Raw genomic sequence first — 18,076 nt, 5'->3', positions numbered from 1 at the left:
TGGTCTATAAATATGAGGAGGAGCAGGAAAATGACTAACACATTACAAGTAAAACTATTATCAGAAAACGCTATAATGCCCGAACGAAATCATAAGACGGATGCAGGTTATGACATATTTTCAGCTGAAACTGTCGTACTTGAGCCACAAGAAAAAGCAGTGATTAAAACAGATGTAGCTGTAAGTATACCAGAGGGCTATGTCGGACTATTAACTAGTCGTAGTGGTGTAAGTAGTAAAACGTATTTAGTGATTGAAACAGGCAAGATAGACGCGGGATATCATGGCAATTTAGGGATTAATATCAAGAATGATATGGAGCATGACGGCATAACATCATTATACGAAGATTTAGACGACAAACTAGTAAATACTTTAGATATAAAAGGTAATTATATAAACGAAGGAGAAGGCGCTAGAAAGATATATAAAATCAACAAAGGCGACAAACTAGCTCAATTGGTTATCGTGCCTATATGGACACCTGAACTAAAGCAAGTGGAGGAATTCGAGAGTGTTTCAGAACGTGGAGCAAAAGGCTTCGGAAGTAGCGGAGTGTAAAGACATCTTAGATCGGGTCAAGGAGGTTTTGGGGAAGTGAGTTACATCATTACATTAGTTCCAATACTTGTATTCATAGTAATATTTAACAATTTACTCAACAGATATATGGTTTTGTACAAAGAATTAGATTTATTTACATGCAGAATTGGAATGTTATTGGTCTTAATCGTTCTAGTAGATTTTGCAAAGCAACAAAATATGTTGGCTACATTGAGTGTTTTACTAATACTTTTATTCATAGAAAAACTTAGAACCATTCAAAGGAGTGATGAGAAGTGACACAATATAAAATAAGCTATTTTAACAGTTACTATAAATTTTATCCGTACTTAATCGTAAGAAGTGTGATTTTACAGCCAAGTGAAATAGGTGACGAGTAAGTGACACAATATTTAGTCACAACATTCAAAGATTCAACAGGGCGTAAACATACGCACATAACTAAAGTTAAGAGCAATCAAAGGTTTACAGTTGTTGAGGCAGAGAGTAAAGAAGAAGCGAAAGAGAAATATGAGTCACAAAATACACCTATTGTTTACTACACTAATAATTCTAAAGTGACCTTATTCGAAAGACCTAGTGAAGAAGTATTAGGTTCTTTGTTCGAAAAGAAATAAAATCATTAAAGAGGGGAGATAATAATGTTTAATACACCTAAAATGAAATTACCAGAAAAGCACACCGAGGTATTTAAGACGTATAAAAATGGAACGCCAGAAGAAAAAGCTGAGATTGAAGGCTGTTTTATTAAAACTGTTAAAGATGAAGATAGTGAATTTTACAGCCCTATGTTAGCCAGTCTAAATGAACAACAGTTAAAGAGTATGTTGAGACAGGTACTTTTTTTGATTGATACAGGAGATGACAATGATGATTAAACAAATATTAAGACTAATATTCTTACTAGCAATGTATGAGCTAGGTAAGTATGTAACTGAGCAAGTATATATTATGATGACGGCTAATGATGATGTAGAGGCGCCGAGTGACTTCGCAAAGTTGAGCGATCAGTCTGATTTGATGAGGGCGGAGGTGACAGAGTAGATGATGTGGTTAGTCATAGCAATTATATTACTAGTCATCTTATTGTTTGGTGTGATGTTGCAAGCTGAACAGTTAAAAGGCGATGTGAAAGTTAAAGAGCGGGAGATAGAGATATTAAGAAGTAGATTGAGACATTTTGAAGATTAAAAATATTTGTATGGAGGGTATTCATGACTAAAAAGAAATATGGATTAAAATTATCAACAGTTCGAAAGTTAGAAGATGAGTTGTGTGATTATCCTAATTATCATAAGCAACTCGAAGATTTAAGAAGTGAAATAATGACACCATGGATTCCAACAGATACAAATATAGGCGGGGAATTTGTACCGTCTAATACATCGAAAACAGAAATGGCAGTAACTAATTATCTTTGTAGTATACGAAGAGGTAAAATCCTCGAGTTTAAGAGTGCAATTGAACGTATAATCAACACATCAAGTAGGAAAGAACGCGAGTTCATTCAAGAGTATTATTTTAATAAAAAGGAATTAGTGAAAGTTTGTGATGACATACACATTTCTGATAGAACTGCTCATAGAATAAAAAGGAAAATCATATCTAGATTGGCGGAAGAGTTAGGGGAAGAGTGAAATTGGCAGTAAAGTGGCAGTTTTTGATACCTAAAATGAGATATTATGATAGTGTAGGATATTGATTATCTTACTGCGTTTCCCTTATCGCAATTAGGAATAAAGGATCTATGTGGGTTGGCTGATTATAGCCAATCCTTTTTTAATTTTAAAAAGCGTATAGCGCGAGAGTTGGTGGTAAATGAAATGAACGAAAAACAAAAGAGATTCGCAGATGAATATATAATGAATGGATGTAATGGTAAAAAAGCAGCAATTTCAGCAGGTTATAGTAAGAAAACAGCAGAGTCTTTAGCAAGTCGATTGTTAAGAAATGTTAATGTTTCGGAATATATTAAAGAACGATTAGAACAGATACAAGAAGAGCGTTTAATGAGTATTACAGAAGCTTTAGCGTTATCTGCTTCTATTGCTAGAGGAGAACCTCAAGAGGCTTACAGTAAGAAATATGACCATTTAAACGATGAAGTGGAAAAAGAGGTTACTTACACAATCACACCAACTTTTGAAGAGCGTCAGAGATCTATTGACCACATACTAAAAGTTCATGGTGCGTATATCGATAAAAAAGAAATTACTCAGAAAAATATTGAGATTAATATTGGTGAGTACGATGACGAAAGTTAAATTAAACTTTAACAAACCGTCTAATGTTTTCAATAGAAACATATTCGAAATACTAACCAATTACGATAACTTCACTGAAGTACATTACGGTGGAGGTTCGAGCGGTAAGTCTCACGGCGTTATACAAAAAGTTGTACTCAAAGCATTGCAAGATTGGAAATATCCTAGGCGTATACTGTGGCTTAGAAAAGTACAATCAACAATTAAAGATAGTTTGTTCGAAGATGTTAAAGATTGTTTGATAAACTTTGGTATTTGGGACATGTGCCTTTGGAATAAGACTGATAACAAAGTTGAATTGCCAAACGGCGCAGTTTTTTTGTTTAAAGGATTAGATAACCCAGAGAAAATAAAGTCGATAAAAGGCATATCAGACATAGTCATGGAAGAAGCGTCTGAATTCACACTAAATGATTACACGCAATTAACGTTGCGTTTGAGGGAGCGTAAACACGTGAATAAGCAAATATTTTTGATGTTTAACCCAGTATCTAAACTGAATTGGGTTTATAAGTATTTCTTTGAACATGGTGAACCAATGGAAAATGTCATGATTAGACAATCTAGTTATCGAGATAATAAGTTTCTTGATGAAATGACACGACAAAACTTAGAGTTGTTAGCAAATCGTAATCCAGCATATTACAAAATTTATGCGTTAGGTGAATTTGCTACACTAGACAAATTGGTTTTCCCTAAGTATGAAAAACGTTTAATAAATAAAGATGAGTTAAGACATTTACCTTCTTATTTTGGATTGGACTTTGGCTACGTTAATGATCCTAGTGCTTTTATACATTCTAAAATAGATGTAAAGAAAAAGAAGTTATACATCATTGAAGAGTATGTTAAACAAGGTATGCTGAATGATGAAATAGCTAATGTCATAAAGCAACTTGGTTATGCTAAAGAAGAAATTACAGCAGATAGTGCAGAACAAAAAAGTATAGCTGAATTAAGGAATCTAGGGCTTAAAAGGATTTTACCAACCAAAAAAGGGAAGGGCTCGGTTGTACAAGGGTTACAATTCTTAATGCAATTTGAAATCATTGTTGATGAACGTTGTTTCAAGACTATTGAAGAGTTTGACAACTACACATGGCAAAAGGACAAAGATACAGGTGAATATACTAATGAACCAGTAGATACATACAATCATTGTATCGATTCGCTGCGTTATTCTGTGGAACGATTCTACAGACCAGTTAGAAAACGTACAAATGTAGGTTCGAAAGTTGACACAATAAAATCTCTAGGATTATAGGAGGGAACAAATGTTAAAAGTAAACGAATTTGAAACAGATACAGATCTACGGGGAAACATAAATTACTTATTTAATGATGAAGCCAATGTTGTTTACACATATGACGGGACGGAATCCGATTTATTACAAAACGTTAATGAAGTAAGTAAATACATTGAACATCACATGGATTATCAACGACCTAGATTGAAAGTGTTAAGTGATTATTACGAAGGTAAAACTAAGAACTTAGTTGAGTTAACACGATGCAAAGAAGAGTACATGGCAGATAACCGTGTAGCGCATGATTACGCATCTTATATTAGCGATTTTATCAACGGCTATTTCTTGGGTAATCCAATTCAATATCAAGATGATGACAAAGATGTATTAGAAGCTATTGAGGCGTTCAATGATTTGAATGATGTTGAGTCACACAATAGATCTCTAGGATTAGACTTATCAATTTACGGTAAAGCTTATGAGTTAATGATTAGAAACCAAGATGATGAAACGCGTTTATACAAGAGTGATGCGATGAGCACTTTTGTCATATACGACAATACAATTGAACGTAATAGTATCGCAGGCGTTAGATATTTAAGAACTAAACCAATAGACAAGACTGACGAAGATGAAGTGTTTACAGTTGATTTATTTACTTCTCACGGTGTTTATAGATATCTTACCAGTAGAACAAGTGGATTGAAGCTCACACCACGTGAAAGCAATTTTGAATCCCACTCATTTGAACGTATGCCTATTACAGAATTCAGCAACAATGAAAGAAGAAAGGGAGATTACGAGAAAGTAATCACTTTAATTGATTTGTATGATAATGCTGAATCAGATACAGCTAACTATATGAGTGATTTAAATGACGCTATGCTACTTATTAAAGGTAATTTGAATTTAGATCCCGTAGAAGTTAGAAAACAAAAGGAAGCTAACGTGTTGTTTTTAGAACCGACTGTTTATGCTGATAGCGAAGGTAGAGAAACAGAAGGCTCTGTTGACGGCGGTTATATTTATAAACAATACGATGTGCAAGGTACAGAAGCTTATAAAGACCGTTTAAACAGTGATATACACATGTTTACTAATACACCTAACATGAAAGATGATAACTTTAGTGGCACTCAATCAGGTGAGGCAATGAAATACAAATTATTCGGATTAGAACAACGTACTAAAACTAAAGAAGGATTGTTTACTAAAGGGTTAAGACGTCGTGCTAAGTTGTTAGAGACGATACTTAAAAATACACGGTCAATTGACGCTAACAAAGATTTCAATACTGTTAGATACGTATACAACAGAAACTTACCTAAATCATTAATCGAAGAATTAAAAGCTTATATTGATTCTGGCGGGAAGATTAGCCAAACAACTTTAATGTCTCTATTCTCGTTCTTCCAAGACCCTGAATTAGAAGTCAAAAAAATAGAAGAAGATGAGAAAGAATCTATTAAAAAAGCTCAAAAAGGCATTTATAAAGACCCTAGAGACATCAATGATGACGAACAAGATGATGATACAAAAGATACTGTTGATAAAAAGGAATGATTGTAATTGCCTAACAAAAACACTCAAGAATATTGGGAAGAACGCGGACGCAAAGCAATCGAGAATGAGTTGAAGCGTGATAAAACTAAAGCTGAAGAAATAGAACGTATATTGAATATGATGATTAAACGCATTGAAAAAGAAATCAATGCGTTTATTGTTAAGTACGGAGATTTTGCAGGCGTTACATTACAAGAAGCACAAAAGATTATTGATGAGTTCGATGTAAAAGCGTTTCAAGAAGAAGCAAAAAGATTGGTCGAAAACAAGGACTTTAGCGATAGAGCAAATGAAGAATTAAAGAAGTATAACACTAAGATGTATGTATCTAGAGAACAGATGTTAAAGATTCAAATAGAATTCTTAATTGCTTATGCAACAGCTCAAACAGAATTATCGATGAGGGAATATTTCGAATCAACAGCTTATCGTGTGTTCAGTGATCAAGCGGGTATTTTAGGTGAAGGTGTACAAGTAGCTAAAGAAGTTATAGATACAATCGTTGATACACAATTTCATGGTGTCGTTTGGTCAGAGCGATTATGGACTAATACCGAAGCAATGAAACAAGAAGTAGAAGAAATAATTGCTAATGTAGTTATTAGAGGTCGACATCCTAATGAATATGTTAAAGATATGCGCAAGCACTTAAATAAATTCGAAGGCACAGCACGACAAAAGACCGCAGCAATTAAATCATTGCTTTATACGGAATCGGCACGTGTTCACGCACAATCAAGCATTGACAGCATGAAAGAAATTTCACCGGAAGGATATTATATGTATATTGCAAAAATCGATAATAGAACAACTAAAGTATGCAAAGGGCTTAATGGAGAAATATTCAAAGTTAAAGACGCTAAAATTGGTGTTAATTTCTATCCTATGCATATCAATTGTCGTTCAGATTGCGCTTTACTACCTAAATCTATGTGGCCGAAAAAACCAAGCAAGAAACGAAAAACAAAATACTTCGGAGGGAAAGTGAAAAGCGGTGATTGATTTAAAAGTAAAGTTTTTTAAAGGCAAGTTAGTTTTGTATGACAGTAAATTAAATGTTTGGAGGATACTAATATGAGTAATACTGACAAATACCTTAGAGACATAGCAAGAGAATTAAAAGGTATACGTAAAGAGTTACAAAAGCGAAACGAAACAGTTATTATTGATGCAAACTTAGACAGTGTAAGGTCGGCAGTATTAGCCGATAAAGAAAAATCGAAATATAATGAACTTCTCTTTTAATAGCTAGCACTTAATTGTGTTGGCTATTTTTTATGTCCAAACCATGCTTATGACAATAAAAGATGCAAGTGTAACAGCCCGAACCATGTATGGCTTAAAACTAATCAAGAGTAAATAAATGAGGTGTAAAAACTATGGATATCCAAGAAAAGTTAAAACTCAAATTACAGTTTTTTGCTGAAGAATCAGATGGAGATAATGGAAAATCAAAAGATAACAACGATGATGAAGGCAAAGACAAACAAGACAAAAAGACTAATTCAGAAGAAGAAATCGAAAAAAGACTACAAGAAGAATATAACAAGCGTCTTAAAGAAGAATTAAGTCGTCGTATGAAGCAGAAAGAAAAAGAGAAACAAGAAGCTGTTGATGAAGCTAAACGATTAGCAAAAATGAACAAAGATCAAATCGCTGAATATGAACGCGAACAAATGGAAAAAGAGCTGGAGCAATTACGCTCAGAAAAACAATTAAATGAAATGCGTTCAGAAGCAAGGAAAATGTTAAGTGAAGCAGAAGTTGATTCATCAGATGAGGTTGTTAATTTAGTTGTAACAGATACTGCTGAACAAACTAAATTGAATGTTGAAGCTTTTTCTAATGCAGTAAAAAAAGCGGTTAATGAAGCGGTTAAGATTAACGCTAGACAATCGCCATTGACTGGTGGAGATTCATTTAATCACTCGACTAAAAATAAACCGCAAAACTTAGCTGAAATAGCTAGACAAAAAAGAATTATTAAAAATTAACGGAGGCATTTAAATGGAACAAACACAAAAATTAAAATTAAATTTGCAACATTTTGCGAGTAACAATGTTAAACCGCAAGTATTTAACCCTGATAATGTAATGATGCACGAAAAGAAAGATGGCACGTTGATGAATGAATTCACAACGCCCATCTTACAAGAGGTTATGGAAAACTCTAAAATTATGCAATTAGGTAAGTACGAACCAATGGAAGGTACTGAGAAGAAGTTTACTTTTTGGGCTGATAAACCAGGTGCTTACTGGGTAGGTGAAGGTCAAAAAATCGAAACATCTAAAGCTACATGGGTTAATGCTACTATGAGAGCGTTTAAATTAGGGGTTATCTTACCTGTAACAAAAGAATTTTTGAATTACACTTATTCACAATTCTTTGAAGAAATGAAGCCTATGATTGCTGAAGCATTCTATAAAAAGTTTGATGAAGCGGGTATTTTGAATCAAGGTAACAATCCATTCGGTAAATCAATTGCACAATCAATTGAAAAAACTAATAAGGTTATTAAAGGTGACTTCACACAAGATAACATTATTGATTTAGAGGCATTACTTGAAGATGACGAATTAGAAGCAAATGCGTTTATCTCAAAAACACAAAACAGAAGCTTGTTACGTAAAATTGTAGATCCTGAAACTAAGGAACGTATTTATGACCGTAACAGTGATACGTTAGATGGTCTACCTGTGGTTAATCTTAAATCAAGTAACTTAAAACGTGGTGAATTAATCACTGGTGACTTCGACAAATTGATTTATGGTATCCCTCAATTAATCGAATACAAAATCGATGAAACCGCACAATTATCTACAGTTAAAAACGAAGATGGCACACCTGTAAACTTGTTTGAACAAGACATGGTGGCATTACGTGCAACTATGCATGTAGCATTGCATATCGCTGATGATAAAGCGTTTGCTAAGTTAGTTCCTGCTGACAAAAGAACAGATTCAGTTCCAGGAGAAGTTTAATAAATAATTAGGAGTGGTAACATGCCCGAAATCATTGGAATTGTTAAAGTAGATTTTACAGATTTAGAAGATAACAGACATGTCTATATGAAAGGGCATGTCTACCCTCGCAAAGGTTATGATCCTACAGATGAACGTATCAAAGCTTTAGCTAGTGTTGAAAATAAACGCAACGAACAAATGATTTACATTGTAAATGACAAATTAACCAAAAAAGAACTTGTCGAAATAGCAAGTGTTGCTGGCTTACAAGTTGATGAAAAACAAACAAAAGCTGAAATTATCAATGCTTTTGAGTCACTAGAGTAGGTGGTTATATGACTACGCTAGCTGATGTAAAAAAACGTATTGGTCTTAAAGATGAAAAGCAAGATGAACAATTAGAGGAAATTATAAAAAGTTGTGAAAGCCAGTTGTTATCAATGTTACCTATTGAGGTTGGAGAAATACCCGAAAGATTTAGTTACATGATCAAAGAAGTTGCAGTTAAACGCTACAACAGGATTGGTGCTGAAGGTATGACATCAGAAGCGGTTGACGGACGTAGCAATGCGTATGAATTGAACGATTTCAAGGAGTATGAAGCTATTATTGATAATTACTTTAATGCTAGAACGAGAACTAAAAAAGGAAGGGCTGTGTTCTTTTGAGATATGAAGATAGAGCTGTTTTTCAATTAGAACAAGTAGCAACTTACAATCCTAAAACTAGCAAAAAAGAAAACACGCTAATCACTTATGATGCGATACCATGCAATATTAATCCTATTTCTAGAGCAAGAAAGCAACTTGAATTTGGCGATTTAAAAAACGATGTAAGTGTCCTGAGGATAAAAGAATCCATATCTTCCCCTGTTAGCCACGTGTTAATTAATGGTATTCGCTACAAGATAGTTGATACAAGGACATACAGACACGAAACGTCATATTATATCGAAGAGGTCAATTGATGAATATAGATGGATTAGACGCACTGTTAAACCAATTTCACGATATGAAAACCAACATTGATGATGATGTAGATGATATTTTACTAGACAAAGCTAAAGAATACGTAGTAAGAGCTAAATTAAAGGCTAGAGAAGTAATGAATAAGGGTTATTGGACTGGTAATTTATCACGCAATATCAGATATAAAAAAACTGGCGATTTGCAATACACTATCACATCGCATGCGGCTTATAGTGGTTTCTTAGAGTTTGGTACTCGATACATGGAGGCAGAACCTTTTATGTGGCCGGTATACGAAGTGATTAAAAAATCAACTGTAGAAGAGCTGAAAGCGTTGTTTGAATAGGAGATAAAAGCATGACACCGAACTTACAACTTTATAATAAAGCGTATGAAACGCTACAAGGATATGGATTCCCTGTTATTTCTCGTAAAGAGATGCAACAAGAGATTCCGTATCCTTTTTTTGTCATAAAAATGCCGGAGTCAAATAGAAGTAAGTACACGTTTGATAGTTATTCCGGCGACACGAATTTAGTTATTGATATTTGGAGTGTAAGTGATGATTTAGGACATCATGACAGACTTGTTAAAAGATGTATCGATGATTTAACACCTAGCGTTAAAACAAACGATTATGACTTTGAAGAAGACGACATCAATATCACACAGTTAGTCGATGATACTACTAATAAAGAGTTACTACACACATCAGTAACGATAACGTACAAAACATATTAAAAAACGGAGGAATATTGAATGGCAAATATGAAAAATAGTAATGACCGTATTATTTTGTTTAGAAAAGCAGGCGAAAAAGTCGATGCTACTAAAATGCTTTTTTTAACTGAATACGGTTTATCACATGAAGCTGATACGGATACAGAGGATACAATGGACGGTTCTTATAACACTGGTGGTTCAGTTGAATCAACAATGTCTGGTACTGCTAAAATGTTTTATGGTGACGATTTTGCAGATGAAATTGAAGATGCAGTTGTAGATCGCGTATTGTATGAAGCTTGGGAAGTTGAAAGTAGAATACCAGGCAAAAATGGAGATGCTACTAAATTTAAAGCGAAATATTTCCAAGGTTTCCACAATAAATTTGAATTAAAAGCAGAAGCTAACGGTATTGATGAATATGAATATGAATACGGAGTGAATGGTCGTTTCCAACGTGGGTTCGCAACATTGCCTGAGGCTGTGACAAAGAAACTTAAGGCGACTGGATACAGATTCCATGACACTACAAAAGAAGATGCGTTAACTGGCGAAGAGTTAACAGTAATTCCTCAACCTAAAGCAGATTCATCACCGGTTACACCAAGAGAGGTATAAAAAATAGGGCGTTAAGCCCTTTTTATTTTTGTTTAAATTAATCATGAATGGAGATTTTAAATTATGAATGTAGAAATTAATGGAAATTCACTAGAGTTAAGTTTTGGTTTTAAATTTTTAAGAGAGATCGATAACCGATTAGGTTTAAAAGTTGAACAAGCGTCTATCGGTCAAGGTGTATCAATGTTGCCTGTAGGTTTAGAAAGTGGAAATCCTGTAGTGATTGGCGAAGTTTTAATTGCAGCTACATCTCACTTGAAAAAACGAGCAATTACTATTAATAACATTGATGAAGCACTAGACGAAATCGCAGAAAATATTGGGCTAGAAGAATTCGGTTCAGATATTTTAACAGAGTTGGGAAAGCGACCTATGACCCGAAACCTAGTCGAAGTAGTGGAAGCGGAAGAGAAACCAGCGGAAGCGTAATAACTTACGACAGAATCGTTATCACTTGTATGTCGACACTCGGTATTACAGATTTAAATGTTATCGAGCAAATGACATTAACAGAATATAACTATCGAATGTATGCGAAAGAATATGAAATGCTAACCCAAGAATTCGAACGTTACAAACTTGCGTTTGCTATTCGTGACGCGGCAGCTACTAAAAACGTTGGTACAGAAAATAAACCTAAAGAGGAATATGTTTTTAACAACGCAAACGACGTATTGCCTTATGAAGAAAATATCCAACGGCTTAACGAAGGTAAAGATATAAGGTTTAGTAGCGAACGTGATGAATACGAACCACAAAATAATGAATTCTTTAAAGTTATAGCAGAATTTAATAAGCGATAGAAAGAGAGGTGTTAATGTGACGGAATATAAAATTAAAGCGACTATTGAAGCTAGTGTAGCCAAATTCAAAAGGCAAATCGATAGTGCGGTTAAGTCCGTACAAAAATATAAACGTACAGCTGATAAAACTAAAGATGTCGATTTAAGTGCTAATGATAAAAATTTACAAAAGGCCGTAAAGGTTGCTAAGAAGACTTTAGATTCGTTCAGTAGTGAAAAAGCAAAAGCTAAATTAGATGCTAAAATAGAAGATCTACAACAAAAAGTTTTAGAAGCAAGTTTTGAATTAAATCAATTAGATTCAAAAGAAGTTACACCAGAAGTTAAGTTAGAAAAACAAAAGTTAATTAAAGATATCGCTGAAACAGAAGCTAAGTTATCAGAACTAGAAAAGAAACGTGTCAATATTGACGTCAATGCTGATAACAGTAAATTCAATCGAGTGTTAAAAGTATCTAAAGCTAGTCTTGAAGCTTTAAATAGGTCTAAAGCCAAAGCTATTTTAGATGTAGACAACAGTGTTGCTAATTCTAAAATCAAACGTACTAAAGAAGAGCTTAAAAGTATTCCAAATAAAACTAGATCTCGACTTGATGTAGATACAAGGCTTTCTATACCAACTATTTATGCGTTTAAAAAATCATTAGACGCATTGCCAAACAAAAAAACAACAAAGGTAGATGTCGATACTAATGGTTTAAAGAAAGCTTATGCCTACATAATAAAAGCAAACGACAATTTCCAAAGACAGATGGGGAATTTAGCTAATATGTTCCGTGTGTTCGGTACTGTAGGTTCTAATATGGTTGGTGGATTACTAACTTCATCTTTTAGCATTTTAATACCTGTAATAGCGAGCGTAGTACCTGTAGTGTTTGCACTATTAAACGCTATCAAAGTGTTAACTGGTGGTGTACTTGCTTTAGGTGGTGCGGTAGCAATAGCCGGCGCTGGCTTTGTAGCATTTGGCGCAATGGCTATCAGCGCTATAAAGATGCTTAATGATGGCACTTTACAAGCTAGCTCAGCAACAAACGAATACAAAAAAGCTTTAGATGGCGTAAAGTCAGCATGGACTGATATTATAAAGCAAAATCAATCCGCTATCTTCACAACTCTTGCAAATGGTTTAAATACTGTTAAAACAGCAATGCAGAGCTTGCAACCATTTTTTAGTGGTATTTCAAGAGGAATGGAAGAGGCGTCTCAAAGTGTACTTAAATGGGCTCAAAATAGCGGTGTAGCATCAAGGTTCTTCAACATGATGAATACAACTGGTGTTTCGGTATTTAACAAGCTATTAAGTGCTGCAGGCGGTTTCGGTGACGGATTAGTCAATGTATTCACACAATTAGCGCCACTGTTTCAATGGTCGGCTGATTGGTTGGATAGATTAGGTCAATCTTTCTCTAACTGGGCTAATAGTGCAGCTGGAGAAAATTCGATAACTCGTTTTATTGAATACACAAAAACAAACTTACCTATCATTGGTAATATTTTCAAAAATGTTTTCGTTGGAATTAACAATTTGATGAATGCATTCAGTGGATCATCAACTGGAATCTTCCAATCTCTTGAACAAATGACAGCTAAGTTTAGGGAATGGTCTGAACAAGTAGGACAATCTCAAGGGTTCAAAGACTTTGTCAGTTATATACAAACAAATGGACCACTAATAATGCAATTAATTGGGAACATTGCAAGAGGATTAGTTGCATTCGCAACAGCGATGGCTCCTATAGCTAGTGCAGTATTACGCGTTGCAGTAGCAATAACTGGTTGGATAGCTAACTTGTTTGAGGCGCATCCGGCTACAGCACAATTAGTTGGCGTCATTATAACTTTAGTTGGTGCATTTAGATTTTTAATACCGATTATTCTTGCTGTATCTAACTTTATGGGTGGCGGATTAATAGGTAGGATCATTGCGTTAGTAAGTAAGTTCGGTTTATTAAGAGCGGGATTAACAATTTTAAAAGGTGCGTTCATGTTATTAAAAGGACCATTAAAAATTATATCAGTTATATTCCAATTGTTATTCGGTAAGATTGGATTAATTAGAAATGCTATCACAGGACTAGTAACTGTGTTTGGTATTTTAGGTGGTCCAATAACAATAGTTATTGGTGTAATCGCTGCATTAATAGCTATATTCGTTTTATTGTGGAATAAAAATGAAGGATTCAGAAACTTTATTATAAATGCTTGGAATGCGATAAAAACGTTTATGGTTACAGTTTGGAATGTGTTGAAAACTGTAGCTTCGGTTGTATGGAATGCTATTTTAAAAGCTATCACTACAGCAGTAACTAATGTATACAATTTTATAATGATTGTTTGGAATCAAATAGTCGCTTATTTACAAGGGTTATGGAATGGAATTATCGCTATTGCAACAACGGTATGGAACCTTTTAGTTACAATCATCACAACTGTTTTCACGACGATAATGACAATAGTTATGACGATATGGACAGCTATTTGGACATTCTTAAGTACAATCTGGAACACGATAATTACAATCGCTACTACGATTTGGAATTTGTTAGTCACTGTAATAACTACAGTATTTACCACAATTATGACTATCGCAATGACAATTTGGAACGCTATTTGGACGTTCTTACAAACGTTGTGGAACACTATAGTTACTGTGGCAACTAAGGTTTGGAACGCTATCACTACAACTATATCTACTGCGTTACAAGCGGCATGGAGTTTTATTTCTAATATATGGAATACGATTTGGAGTTTCTTATCTGGTATATTAACGACAATTTGGAATAAAGTTGTAAGCATATTCACACAAGTTGTATCAACTATATCAGACAAAATGTCTCAAGCTTGGAACTTCATCGTGACTAAAGGTATGCAATGGGTATCTACTATAACAAGTACGCTAATTAACTTTGTTAATAGAGTTATTCAAGGATTCGTTAATGTTGTAAACAAAGTTAGTCAAGGTATGACAAATGCAGTAAATAAAATAAAAAGCTTTATAGGAGATTTTGTGTCTGCAGGTGCTGATATGATCCGTGGTTTAATTAGAGGTATTGGACAAATGGCTGGCCAATTAGTAGATGCAGCTAAAAATGTTGCTAAGAAAGCTTTAGATGCAGCTAAAAGTGCTTTGGGTATTCACTCACCTTCACGTGAATTCATGGATGTTGGTATGTATTCAATGCTAGGTTTCGTTAAAGGTATAGATAATCATTCAAGTAAAGTTATCCGTAATGTTTCTAATGTTGCAGATAAAGTAGTCGATGCATTTCAACCTACATTAAACGCACCTGACATTTCTAGTATTACAGGAAACTTAAGTAATTTAGGTGGAAATATAAATGCGCAAGTACAACACACACATTCTATTGAAACATCACCGAACATGAAAACTGTTAAAGTTGAATTCGATGTCAATAACGATGCGCTTACTAGTATTGTTAACGGCAGAAATGCTAAACGCAATTCTGAGTATTACTTATAAAGGAGGTTACAAATGGACATAGAATTAACAAAAAAAGATGGTACTGTAATCAAATTAAGTGAATACGGATTTATCGTTAACGATATAGTAATTGATAGCATGCAAATCAACACAAAGTATCAAGACAAAGAAAATATGAACGGTCGTATATTAATGGGGAGCAATTATATCAGTAGAGATATAGTTGTTCCTTGTTTTTGTAAAGTTAAAAATCGTTCAGACATTGCTTATATGCGAGATATGTTGTATTCGTTAACGACAGACATAGAACCTATGTATTTACGAGAAATAAGAAGAAAAGAAGAGTTGAATTACAGGTTTACTCAACCAACTTCTGATGATTACGTGAAATTAGATAAAAACAACTTCCCGGATTATGAATATTCAAGACACGATCAACAAATTTATGTAAATGGTAAACAGTATAAAGTTATTTTTAACGGAGTTATAAACCCTAAACAAAAAGGTAATAAAGTTTCTTTTGAACTAAAATTCGAAACTACAGAATTACCATACGGCGAAAGTATTGGAACAAGCCTAGAGTTAGAAGAAAACAAAAAGGTTGGATTGTGGTCGTTTGATTTTAATATTGATTGGCATGCAGGCGGAGACAAAAGAAAGTATACATTTGAAAATTTGAGCAAAGGTACAGTTTACTATCATGGTAGTGCTCCTAACGACCAATTCAACATGTATAAAAAGATAACAATTATTTTAGGCGAAGATACAGAATCGTTTGTATGGAATTTAACGCATGCTGAAATAATGAAAATCGAAGGGATCAAACTAAAAGCTGGAGACAGAATTGTTTATGATAGCTTCCGAGTTTATAAAAACGGTGTCGAAATAAGCACTGAAACGAACATAGCCCAACCAAAATTTAAATACGGAGCTAATAAATTTGAGTTTAATCAAACAGTTCAAAAAGTTCAGTTTGATTTGAAATTTTATTATAAGTAGGTGTCAGAATGACAATAATTGTAAGACCACCTAAAGGTAATGGCGCACCTGTACCAGTAGAAACAACTTTAGTAAAAAAAGTTAATGCTGACGGTGTATTAACTTTTGATATTCTAGAAAACAAATATACTTATGAAGTTATTAACGCTATAGGGAAAAGATGGATTGTTAGTCATGTCGAAGGTGAAAACGACAAGAAAGAATATGTAATAACTGTCATTGATAGGAAATCAGAAGGCGACAGACAACTGGTTGAATGTACTGCTAGAGAGATTCCTATAGACAAGTTAATGATTGATAGGATTTATGTTAATGTAACAGGATCTTTTACAGTAGAAAGATATTTTAACATTGTGTTTCAAGGTACTGGAATGCTTTTTGAAGTCGAAGGTAAGGTTAAGTCTTCGAAGTTTGAAAATGGTGGTGAAGGCGATACAAGGTTAGAAATGTTTAAAAAGGGATTAGAACATTTCGGTTTAGAATATAAAATAACGTATGACAAAAAGAAAGACAGATATAAGTTTGTATTGACGCCTTTTGCAAATCAAAAAGCGTCTTATTTTATTTCTGACGAAGTCAACGCCAACGCTATAAAACTCGAGGAAGATGCAAGTGATTTCGCCACCTTCATTAGAGGATATGGTAATTATTCAGGAGAAGAAACATTCGAACACGCTGGGCTCGTAATGGAAGCTAGAAGTGCATTAGCTGAAATATACGGCGACATCCACGCAGAACCATTTAAAGATGGTAAAGTGACTGACCAAGAAACTATGGATAAAGAATTACAATCGAGATTGAAAAAGTCGTTAAAACAATCTTTGTCTTTGGACTTTTTGGTGTTAAGAGAATCATATCCAGAAGCAGACCCACAACCCGGAGACATAGTACAAATAAAATCTACCAAACTAGGTTTGAATGATTTAGTCCGTATAGTACAAGTTAAAACGATTAGGGGTATAAACAATGTAATTGTTAAGCAAGATGTAACGCTTGGTGAGTTTAATCGAGAACAACGATATATGAAAAAAGTTAATACTGCAGCTAACTATGTTTCTGGATTAAATGACGTTAATCTTTCCAATCCTAGTAAAGCGGCAGAAAACTTGAAGTCTAAAGTAGCGTCGATAGCTAAATCAACACTCGATTTGATGAGTAGAACTGATCTAATTGAAGGCAAACAACAGAAAGTGAGTTCTAAGACTGTAACTACATCAGATGGCACTATCGTTCACGATTTTATAGATAAATCAAACATTAAAGATGTAAAAACGATTGGAACGATTGGTGATTCTGTAGCTAGAGGATCACATGCGAAAACAAATTTTACTGAAATGTTAGGCAAGAAGTTAAAAGCTAAAACGACCAACCTTGCAAGAGGTGGCGCAACAATGGCAACAGTTCCAATAGGTAAAGAAGCGGTAGAAAATAGCATTTATAGACAAGCAGAGCAAATAAGAGGAGACCTAATCATATTACAAGGTACAGATGATGACTGGTTACATGGTTATTGGGCAGGTGTACCGATAGGCACTGATAAAACCGACACTAAAACGTTTTACGGCGCCTTTTGTTCTGCAATTGAAGTTATCAGGAAAAATAATCCAGCTTCAAAAATACTTGTAATGACAGCTACTAGGCAATGCCCTATGAGTGGTACAACGATACGCCGTAAAGATACGGACAAAAACAAACTAGGGTTAACTTTAGAGGATTATGTCAATGCTCAGATATTGGCTTGTAGTGAATTGGATGTACCAGTATATGATGCCTATCATACAGATTATTTTAAGCCATATAATCCAGCGTTCAGAAAATCAAGTATGCCAGACGGATTGCATCCGAACGAGAGGGGTCATGAAGTTATTATGTACGAACTTATTAAAAATTATTACCAGTTTTACGGATAGAAAAGGAG

At 34.2% G+C, this 18,076-nt stretch carries 25 protein-coding genes; all 25 read left to right on the top strand.

Annotated elements, in window-relative coordinates; all coding sequences use genetic code 11:
- Positions 1 to 30 precede the first annotated feature (30 nt).
- Complete coding sequence (locus HMPREF2658_RS08455) at positions 31 to 561, top strand: dUTP diphosphatase (protein WP_070854342.1); 531 nt, start codon at positions 31 to 33, stop codon at positions 559 to 561.
- Positions 562 to 597: 36 nt separating this feature from the next.
- A complete protein-coding gene (locus tag HMPREF2658_RS08450) occupies positions 598 to 843 on the top strand; it encodes a hypothetical protein (protein ID WP_070854340.1) in 246 nt (81 codons plus the stop codon).
- Positions 844 to 944: 101 nt separating this feature from the next.
- Complete coding sequence (locus tag HMPREF2658_RS08445; RefSeq protein ID WP_000195816.1) at positions 945 to 1,181, top strand: DUF1381 domain-containing protein; 237 nt, start codon at positions 945 to 947, stop codon at positions 1,179 to 1,181.
- Between the two features lie 24 nt (positions 1,182 to 1,205).
- Positions 1,206 to 1,442 carry a DUF7366 family protein gene (locus tag HMPREF2658_RS08440; RefSeq protein WP_000483477.1) on the top strand — a complete coding sequence of 79 codons (237 nt, stop codon included), beginning with the start codon at positions 1,206 to 1,208 and terminating at the stop codon, positions 1,440 to 1,442.
- Entirely contained in the window at positions 1,435 to 1,608 is a 174-nt protein-coding gene (gene rinB, locus HMPREF2658_RS08435; RefSeq protein ID WP_029549364.1) for a transcriptional activator RinB, read from the top strand. Before HMPREF2658_RS08440 ends, rinB begins: the two co-directional genes overlap by 8 nt.
- Positions 1,609 to 1,755: a hypothetical protein gene (locus HMPREF2658_RS08430; RefSeq protein ID WP_000990005.1), complete on the top strand. Its 147-nt coding sequence runs from the start codon at positions 1,609 to 1,611 to the stop codon at positions 1,753 to 1,755.
- A gap of 23 nt (positions 1,756 to 1,778) precedes the next feature.
- Positions 1,779 to 2,201, top strand: coding sequence for a RinA family phage transcriptional activator (locus tag HMPREF2658_RS08425; protein ID WP_000162696.1), 423 nt, complete (start codon positions 1,779 to 1,781; stop codon positions 2,199 to 2,201).
- 186 nt (positions 2,202 to 2,387) lie between these two features.
- Positions 2,388 to 2,828, top strand: a complete 441-nt coding sequence (locus tag HMPREF2658_RS08420; RefSeq protein WP_001003271.1) for a terminase small subunit — start codon at positions 2,388 to 2,390, stop codon at positions 2,826 to 2,828.
- Positions 2,815 to 4,092, top strand: coding sequence for a PBSX family phage terminase large subunit (locus HMPREF2658_RS08415; protein WP_000169945.1), 1,278 nt, complete (start codon positions 2,815 to 2,817; stop codon positions 4,090 to 4,092). Before HMPREF2658_RS08420 ends, HMPREF2658_RS08415 begins: the two co-directional genes overlap by 14 nt.
- Positions 4,093 to 4,102: 10 nt before the next feature.
- Entirely contained in the window at positions 4,103 to 5,638 is a 1,536-nt protein-coding gene (locus HMPREF2658_RS08410) for a phage portal protein (protein WP_070854337.1), read from the top strand.
- A 6-nt stretch (positions 5,639 to 5,644) separates the two neighbouring features.
- Positions 5,645 to 6,640 carry a minor capsid protein gene (locus tag HMPREF2658_RS08405; protein ID WP_001133043.1) on the top strand — a complete coding sequence of 332 codons (996 nt, stop codon included), beginning with the start codon at positions 5,645 to 5,647 and terminating at the stop codon, positions 6,638 to 6,640.
- Between the two features lie 72 nt (positions 6,641 to 6,712).
- Positions 6,713 to 6,883, top strand: a complete 171-nt coding sequence (locus tag HMPREF2658_RS08400; protein ID WP_031784782.1) for a hypothetical protein — start codon at positions 6,713 to 6,715, stop codon at positions 6,881 to 6,883.
- Positions 6,884 to 7,017: 134 nt separating this feature from the next.
- Positions 7,018 to 7,632 carry a DUF4355 domain-containing protein gene (locus HMPREF2658_RS08395; protein ID WP_000354305.1) on the top strand — a complete coding sequence of 205 codons (615 nt, stop codon included), beginning with the start codon at positions 7,018 to 7,020 and terminating at the stop codon, positions 7,630 to 7,632.
- Between the two features lie 13 nt (positions 7,633 to 7,645).
- Complete coding sequence (locus HMPREF2658_RS08390) at positions 7,646 to 8,620, top strand: phage major capsid protein (RefSeq protein WP_031768999.1); 975 nt, start codon at positions 7,646 to 7,648, stop codon at positions 8,618 to 8,620.
- Between the two features lie 21 nt (positions 8,621 to 8,641).
- Positions 8,642 to 8,929 (top strand): hypothetical protein, encoded by a 288-nt coding sequence (locus HMPREF2658_RS08385; protein ID WP_001114085.1) that lies wholly within the window; start codon positions 8,642 to 8,644, stop codon positions 8,927 to 8,929.
- Positions 8,930 to 8,937: 8 nt separating this feature from the next.
- On the top strand, positions 8,938 to 9,270 hold the full coding sequence (locus HMPREF2658_RS08380) for a phage head-tail connector protein (RefSeq protein ID WP_054194636.1): 333 nt from the start codon (positions 8,938 to 8,940) through the stop codon (positions 9,268 to 9,270).
- On the top strand, positions 9,267 to 9,569 hold the full coding sequence (locus HMPREF2658_RS08375) for a hypothetical protein (RefSeq protein WP_031903213.1): 303 nt from the start codon (positions 9,267 to 9,269) through the stop codon (positions 9,567 to 9,569). Before HMPREF2658_RS08380 ends, HMPREF2658_RS08375 begins: the two co-directional genes overlap by 4 nt.
- Entirely contained in the window at positions 9,569 to 9,916 is a 348-nt protein-coding gene (locus HMPREF2658_RS08370; protein WP_001573042.1) for an HK97-gp10 family putative phage morphogenesis protein, read from the top strand. The genes HMPREF2658_RS08375 and HMPREF2658_RS08370 overlap by 1 nt, the downstream gene beginning before the upstream one ends.
- 11 nt (positions 9,917 to 9,927) lie before the next feature.
- Complete coding sequence (locus HMPREF2658_RS08365) at positions 9,928 to 10,311, top strand: hypothetical protein (protein WP_000188654.1); 384 nt, start codon at positions 9,928 to 9,930, stop codon at positions 10,309 to 10,311.
- 18 nt (positions 10,312 to 10,329) lie between these two features.
- Positions 10,330 to 10,911 (top strand): phage major tail protein, TP901-1 family, encoded by a 582-nt coding sequence (locus tag HMPREF2658_RS08360; protein ID WP_054194637.1) that lies wholly within the window; start codon positions 10,330 to 10,332, stop codon positions 10,909 to 10,911.
- Positions 10,912 to 10,974: 63 nt separating this feature from the next.
- Positions 10,975 to 11,340 (top strand): tail assembly chaperone, encoded by a 366-nt coding sequence (locus HMPREF2658_RS08355; protein WP_001100168.1) that lies wholly within the window; start codon positions 10,975 to 10,977, stop codon positions 11,338 to 11,340.
- A 29-nt stretch (positions 11,341 to 11,369) separates the two neighbouring features.
- Positions 11,370 to 11,714 (top strand): hypothetical protein, encoded by a 345-nt coding sequence (locus HMPREF2658_RS08350; protein ID WP_001837332.1) that lies wholly within the window; start codon positions 11,370 to 11,372, stop codon positions 11,712 to 11,714.
- 16 nt (positions 11,715 to 11,730) lie between these two features.
- Positions 11,731 to 15,198: a phage tail protein gene (locus tag HMPREF2658_RS08345; RefSeq protein ID WP_054194638.1), complete on the top strand. Its 3,468-nt coding sequence runs from the start codon at positions 11,731 to 11,733 to the stop codon at positions 15,196 to 15,198.
- Between the two features lie 12 nt (positions 15,199 to 15,210).
- A complete protein-coding gene (locus HMPREF2658_RS08340; RefSeq protein WP_000350680.1) occupies positions 15,211 to 16,158 on the top strand; it encodes a phage tail family protein in 948 nt (315 codons plus the stop codon).
- Between the two features lie 8 nt (positions 16,159 to 16,166).
- Entirely contained in the window at positions 16,167 to 18,068 is a 1,902-nt protein-coding gene (locus tag HMPREF2658_RS08335) for an SGNH/GDSL hydrolase family protein (protein ID WP_070854335.1), read from the top strand.
- The last annotated feature ends 8 nt before the right edge of the window (positions 18,069 to 18,076 follow it).

The organism is Staphylococcus sp. HMSC062H10, from assembly GCF_001836945.1.
Classification (GTDB): Bacteria; Bacillota; Bacilli; order Staphylococcales; family Staphylococcaceae; genus Staphylococcus; species Staphylococcus aureus.
Note: the sequence above shows the minus strand (reverse complement) of the source record. Positions and strands in the feature narration are given on the sequence as shown.